Origin of the sequence: Bacteroides sp. D22 (genome assembly GCF_000163675.1) — a bacterium.
Taxonomy (GTDB): Bacteria; Bacteroidota; Bacteroidia; order Bacteroidales; family Bacteroidaceae; genus Bacteroides; species Bacteroides xylanisolvens.
The window spans coordinates 92,988-100,323 of record NZ_GG774820.1; the positions used below are offsets into that span (position 1 = coordinate 92,988).

The 7,336-nt window shown below is 42.2% G+C and carries 4 protein-coding genes; all 4 read left to right on the forward strand.

What is annotated here, in order from left to right; genetic code table 11:
• Positions 1 to 42: 42 nt before the first annotated feature.
• The 4 genes from HMPREF0106_RS04160 (at position 43) to pelA (ending at position 6,919) form a co-directional block, all read left to right on the forward strand.
• Complete coding sequence (locus HMPREF0106_RS04160; protein WP_004316320.1) at positions 43 to 1,131, forward strand: efflux RND transporter periplasmic adaptor subunit; 1,089 nt, start codon at positions 43 to 45, stop codon at positions 1,129 to 1,131.
• Positions 1,132 to 1,303: 172 nt separating this feature from the next.
• A complete protein-coding gene (locus tag HMPREF0106_RS04155) occupies positions 1,304 to 4,336 on the forward strand; it encodes an efflux RND transporter permease subunit (protein ID WP_009040887.1) in 3,033 nt (1,010 codons plus the stop codon).
• Positions 4,333 to 5,673 carry a TolC family protein gene (locus HMPREF0106_RS04150; protein ID WP_004306530.1) on the forward strand — a complete coding sequence of 447 codons (1,341 nt, stop codon included), beginning with the start codon at positions 4,333 to 4,335 and terminating at the stop codon, positions 5,671 to 5,673. Before HMPREF0106_RS04155 ends, HMPREF0106_RS04150 begins: the two co-directional genes overlap by 4 nt.
• 151 nt (positions 5,674 to 5,824) lie before the next feature.
• Positions 5,825 to 6,919: a pectate lyase gene (pelA, locus tag HMPREF0106_RS04145; RefSeq protein ID WP_004306527.1), complete on the forward strand. Its 1,095-nt coding sequence runs from the start codon at positions 5,825 to 5,827 to the stop codon at positions 6,917 to 6,919.
• The last annotated feature ends 417 nt before the right edge of the window (positions 6,920 to 7,336 follow it).

Genomic DNA, 7,336 nt, shown 5'->3' on the forward strand with positions numbered 1-7,336 from the left:
TTTGAAGATGTACAATATAATTGCCATATACAATACTAAACCATGAATAAGAAGACTAAATGGGGCATCATTATTCTTGTTGGTGCCGGGATTATCGGTGGAGGAATCTACTCACAATTACCGAAAAAAAACGACGAACTAGCAGCCGCCGACAAAGTGATGGGCAGTAATAAAAAAAGAGGGAAACAAGTTTTAAATGTAAATGCCAAGGTCATAAAACCACAATCTCTGACAGATGAGTTCACCACTACTGGTGTACTTCTACCCGATGAAGAAGTGGATTTATCTTTCGAAACATCGGGAAAGATTGTAGAAATCAACTTTGAAGAAGGAACAGCCGTAAAGAAAGGCCAATTACTAGCCAAAGTGAATGACAGGCAGTTGCAGGCACAATTGCAAAGGTTGATTTCACAATTGAAACTGGCAGAAGACCGTGTATTCCGCCAGGATGCTTTATTGAAACGGGATGCTGTCAGTAAAGAAGCCTACGAACAGGTGAAAACGGATTTAGCAACCCTGAATGCCGATATAGAGATTATCAAAGCTAATATTGAACTGACAGAGCTACGTGCTCCGTTTGACGGAGTGATCGGACTTCGCCAAGTCAGTATCGGTACGTATGCATCTCCGACCACAGTCGTTGCCAAGCTAACAAAAATCGCTCCACTGAAGGTTGAATTTTCCGTTCCGGAACGTTATGCCAAGCAAATCAAAAAGGGAACCAATCTCAATTTCAGCGTTGAAGGAACATTGGATGCTTTCGGCGCACAGGTATACGCTGTAGAATCTGCCATCGATCCGAATCTGCATCAATTTACCGCCCGTGCATTATACCCGAATGTCAATCGCACCCTACTTCCCGGCCGTTATGCCAGTGTACTGTTGAAAAAGGATGAAATACCTAATGCAATAGCCATCCCAACGGAAGCAATTGTGCCGGAAATGGGTAAAGATAAAGTCTATCTGTATAAATCAGGAAAGGCCGAACCGGTGGATATTATTACCGGTATCCGCACCGCATCTGAAGTGCAAGTGATTAGAGGATTGCACGTAGGAGACACAATCATCACTTCAGGAACATTGCAACTCCGTACCGGACTCGCCGTAACACTTGACAATATTGAAGAATGAGAATTTATGATTTATGAATTCTGATTTATGATTTATAAAGCCAAATAATTTATGATTTATAAGTCAGCAGAATCCAGCAAACATTCAGAAATCAGAAATCAGAATTCAAAAATCAGAAATCTTCAATCCATAACTCAGAAATCATAATTCAGAAATCAGAAATCATAAATCAATGAACATCTCCGAATTAAGTATACGTCGCCCGGTATTAGCCACAGTATTAACGATTATTATCCTCCTTTTCGGATTCATCGGATACAACTATTTGGGTGTCCGCGAATATCCGTCGGTAGATAATCCGATTATTTCTGTCAGCTGCTCTTATCCGGGAGCTAATGCCGACGTTATCGAAAACCAGATAACTGAACCGTTGGAACAGAATATCAACGGTATTCCCGGTATCCGTTCTTTGTCCAGTGTGAGCCAGCAGGGGCAAAGCCGTATCACTGTAGAATTTGAATTGTCCGTCGATCTGGAAACAGCGGCCAACGACGTACGTGACAAGGTTTCACGTGCCCAACGTTATCTGCCTCGCGACTGTGACCCACCGACAGTTTCAAAAGCAGATGCCGATGCCATGCCTATCTTGATGGTTGCTCTTCAGAGTGACAAACGTTCTCTGTTGGAATTAAGTGAAATAGCGGATCTGACTGTGAAAGAACAATTACAGACTATTTCTGATGTAAGTAGTGTATCTATCTGGGGAGAGAAGCGTTACTCCATGCGCCTTTGGCTCGACCCGGTAAAGATGGCAGGTTACGGTATCACTCCCGTCGATGTTAAAAACGCTGTAGATAACGAAAATGTGGAACTTCCTTCAGGTAGTATCGAAGGAAATACCACCGAGTTGACGATCCGTACACTAGGATTGATGCATACCGCAGATGAATTCAATGACTTGATTGTCAAAGAAGAGAATAACCGTATTGTACGATTCAGTGATATCGGACGTGCTGAACTGGGCCCGGCTGATATTAAGAGTTATATGAAGATGAACGGCGTTCCTATGGTGGGTGTCGTAGTCATTCCACAGCCGGGAGCCAACCACATTGAGATTGCGGATGCTGTATACCAACGTATGGAGCAAATGAAAAAAGACTTGCCGGAAGATGTACACTATAATTATGGTTTTGATAATACCAAGTTTATCCGTGCGTCTATCAATGAGGTTAAGTCCACTGTATATGAGGCTTTCGTACTTGTAATCATCATTATCTTCCTCTTCCTGCGTGACTGGCGCGTCACGTTGGTGCCTTGTATCGTAATCCCCGTTTCCCTTATCGGTGCTTTCTTCGTTATGTATCTGGCAGGATTCTCCATCAATGTGCTTTCCATGCTCGCCATCGTACTATCGGTGGGACTAGTGGTAGATGACGCCATCGTTATGACGGAAAATATCTACATCCGTATAGAGAAAGGAATGGCTCCGAAAGAAGCGGGAATAGAAGGAGCCAAAGAAATTTTCTTTGCCGTTATTTCCACCACTATTACGCTGGTAGCGGTATTCTTCCCTATCGTCTTTATGGATGGAATGACGGGACGATTATTCCGTGAGTTCAGTATCGTTATTTCGGGTTCGGTGATTATATCTTCATTCGCCGCATTGACTTTCACTCCGATGTTGGCAACGAAGTTACTCATTAAACGGGAAAAACAAAGTTGGTTCTATGCAAAAACAGAACCGTTCTTTGAAGGAATGAACCGGCTATACAGCCGTTCGCTTGCCGCTTTTCTTAGTAAACGCTGGATCGCTCTTCCATTTACTTTCATCACCATTTGCCTGATTGGTATTCTGTGGAATGCAGTTCCTGCGGAAATGGCCCCACTTGAAGACCGTTCGCAAATCAGTATCAATACACGAGGAGCGGAAGGCGTCACCTATGAATATATCAGGGATTACACAGAAGACATCAATCAACTGGTAGACTCCATTCTGCCTGATGCAGAGGCTGTAACTGCCCGTGTATCCAGCGGTAGCGGAAACGTGCGCATCACACTGAAGGATATGAATGAACGTAATTATACCCAGATGGATGTGGCAGAGAAAATATCAAAAGCGGTACGGAAGAAAACAATGGCGCGTTCATTCGTACAGCAGCAGTCTTCTTTCGGCGGACGTCGTGGAAGCATGCCTGTACAATATGTACTTCAGGCTACCAATTTGGAAAAGCTGGAAGAAGTGTTGCCCAAGTTTATGGCTAAAGTATATGAGAATCCTGTTTTCCAGATGGCGGACGTTGATTTGAAGTTCAGTAAACCGGAAGCTCGTATTCAGATCAACCGCGACAAGGCCAGTATTATGGGAGTAAGTACCAAAAACATTGCTCAAACGCTGCAATATGGATTAAGCGGCCAACGTATGGGATATTTCTATATGAACGGTAAACAATACGAAATTCTTGGTGAAATCAACCGCCAACAACGAAACAAACCGGCCGACCTGAAAGCTATTTACGTCCGTAGCAGTAGCGGGGATATGATTCAGCTGGACAACTTGATTGAATTGGAAAGCGGTATTGCACCTCCAAAGTTGTATCGTTATAATCGTTTTGTGTCAGCTACCATCTCTGCGGGATTGGCAGACGGCAAAACAATCGGGCAAGGCTTGGATGAAATGGATAAAATTGCCAAAGAAACATTGGATGACACTTTCCGCACTGCCCTGTCGGGAGACTCGAAAGAATATCGTGAAAGTTCATCCAGTCTGATGTTCGCCTTTATCCTGGCTATCCTTTTGATTTACCTGATTCTGGCAGCCCAGTTTGAAAGTTTCAAAGATCCGTTGATTATCATGTTGACAGTGCCGCTGGCTATTGCCGGAGCTTTGGTCTTTATGTATTTCGGAGATATTACGATGAATATTTTCAGTCAGATCGGTATTATCATGCTGATCGGTCTGGTAGCGAAGAACGGTATTCTTATTGTAGAATTTGCCAATCAGAAACAGGAAGCCGGAGAGGATAAAATGAGTGCCATCAAAGATGCTGCCCTTCAACGCCTCCGTCCGATTCTGATGACAAGTGCCTCTACGGTTTTGGGACTTATCCCGCTGGCATTTGCCACCGGAGAAGGTTGTAACCAGCGTATTGCCATGGGTACGGCGGTAGTGGGTGGTATGGTCGTATCCACTCTGCTTACGATGTACATTGTACCGGCTATTTACAGTTACATTTCGACTAACCGAATCAAAAAACTACAAGAATGAAACAGAAAGGAATTTGCATGAAACGCATCATTTATATCACCATTGCATGTGCCTTCTTATCAGTCTCTTTTGCAAAGGCACAAGTTCTCACTCTCAAGGAGTGTCTGGAAGAAGGATTGCAAAACAATTACTCTTTACGTATCATCCATAACGAAGAGCAGATCAGCAAAAACAACGCAACATTAGGAAATGCGGGTTACCTGCCTACACTGGACTTCTCTGCCGGATATACCGGAAACCTCGACAATATTGAGACCAAGGCGCGTGCTACCGGAGAAATAACAAAGAACAACGGAGTCTACGATCAGACGGTTAATGTCGGTCTTAACCTCAACTGGACTATTTTCGACGGATTCAATATCAGTACCACCTACAAACAGTTGAAAGAGCTGGAACGTCAGGGGGAAACCAACACGCGTATTGCTATTGAAGATTTTATTGCTGCCCTGACTTCCGAATACTATAATTTTATCCAGCAGAAGATTCGTCTGAAAAACTTTCATTATGCAATGTCACTTTCCAAAGAGCGTTTGCGCATAGCCGAGGCTAGTCACCTGGTCGGTAAGTTTTCAGGGCTGGATTATCAGCAGGCAAAAGTGGATTTCAATGCAGACAGTGCCCAATACATCAAACAACAGGAATTGCTACATTCTTCACGCATCCAGTTGAATGAACTGATGGCCAACAACAATGTCAATCAAAACATTATTATCAAAGACTCCACCATCGACGTACACAGCGACTTACAATTTGATGATTTGTGGAATTCTACGTTAGCAACCAATGCTTCTTTGCTCAAGGCCGATCAAAACACAGTACTTGCCCAATTGGACTACAAGAAAATAAACTCACGCAACTATCCATATCTCAAATTAAATACCGGATATGGATATACGTTCAACAAATATGACATCAATGCAAACAGCAGAAGAGGTGAACTGGGCTTCAATGCCGGAATAACTGTCGGTTTTAATATCTTCGACGGTAATCGTCGCCGCGAAAAGAGAAATGCAAGTCTGGCTTTCAAAAATCGTCGCCTGGAACGACAGGACTTGGAATTAGCACTCCGCTCTGATCTCAGTAACCTATGGCAAGCCTATCGCAACAATCTTCAATTGCTGAATCTGGAACGTCAAAACCTGATAACCGCCAAAGATAATCACGATATTGCCATGGACCGTTATATACAGGGGGACCTCTCCGGTTTTGAAGTGCGTGAAGCACAAAAGAGTTTGTTAGATGCAGAGGAACGCATCCTCTCTGCTGAATATAACACGAAACTTTGCGAAATATCCCTGTTGCAAATCAGCGGCAAGATTACGAAGTATCTGGAATAAGGAAGTAGTTTCCATTTATTTTTTTATTGGGTTAATCTTCTTATCGGGAGGATTAACCCAATTTTTACTGTATAAAAAACAGTTATTACATACCGATGTTTTTCTTTCTTCCTACATTTGCATACTATAAAAACATTAAATAATAAAAGCCATGAGAAAACTAAGTCTTTTCTTACTGCTACTTTTTATCCTGACAAACGCCTCAGCCCAAAAAGCAACAGATTACAGAAAACAACAGAACTACAAAGAATGGGTACACATCGCCCCTAAATTTGACGATGATTTCTTCAAGACGGAAGAAGCCCAACGCATCGGTGACAACGTGTTACTCTATCAACAAACGACCGGAGGCTGGCCCAAGAATATCTATATGCCGGCAGAACTGACGGAACAAGAATATAATGCGGCACTAAAAGCTAAAGAAGATACCAACCAAAGCACCATCGACAACAATGCCACCACGACAGAAATAGAATATTTGTCACGGCTTTATCTGGCTACGCAAAAGGAGAAATATAAAGAAGGAGTGCTGAATGGTATTCAATATCTGCTCAAATCGCAGTATGAAAACGGTGGATGGCCTCAATTTTATCCGCGTCCCAAAGGTTATTATGTACAAATCACCTACAATGACAATGCAATGGTGAGAGTCATGAATCAACTTCGGAGCATATACGAAAAGAAAGCTCCGTACACTTTCCTTCCTGACAATATCTGTGAACAAGCACGTAATGCATTTAATAAAGGGATAGAGTGTATACTCAAAACGCAGGTGCGCCAAAATGGAGAGTTAACAGTGTGGTGCGCCCAACATGACCGTGTCACTTTGGAACCCTGTAAGGCACGTGCCTATGAACTCCCGTCACTAAGCGGACAAGAGTCTGACAATATTGTATTACTGTTGATGTCACTTCCCCATCCATCTGCAGACGTTGTAAAATCCATAGAAGGTGCTATCAAATGGTTCCAAAAGTCTGAAATAAAAGGAATACAGAAGGAATATTTCACCAACAGTGATGGCAAAAAAGACTATCGCATGGTTCCCTGTGAAGACTGTCCTACTCTTTGGGCACGTTTTTATGATCTGGAAACAAACCGGCCTTTTTTCTGCGACCGTGATGGCATTAAAAAATATGATATATCGGAAATCGGACACGAACGCCGAAATGGTTATAGTTGGTATAACAAAGATGGAAGCAAGGTGTTGAAGAGATATGAAAAATGGAAAAAAGAACAGAATAAGTAATCATAACTGATGAAAGGTTGATATTTACACTGAAAAAGTAAATATCCGGAAAGTCTTTAAGTCCTTAAAATAAGAAGAGGGGCTGTCTAACAATAAAATAGTCAGACAGCCCCTTTATTAAGGGATATTCAGTAAATGTTCCTCTTTCTAAAAAATCAAGAGAAAAGCTTTGCTTTACGTGAGCTTTTCTCTTGATTTTTTCGTTCAACTCTCCCAGTCTTCTATCTTTTTTGTAGAATATTGTTTACATATTCTTATTTTTTCCTTCCCACCCATGCATTATGTACATGTCTTTTTTAGGGGAAGTTAAAACCTCTCCTGTTTTTCCTGTTATTTTAGTTAGATTATGCTGCCTTTCTTTTTTTCTTTTCGACCTTTTCTATCATACATACCGCATTGGCTGTATGTATCCCAAAA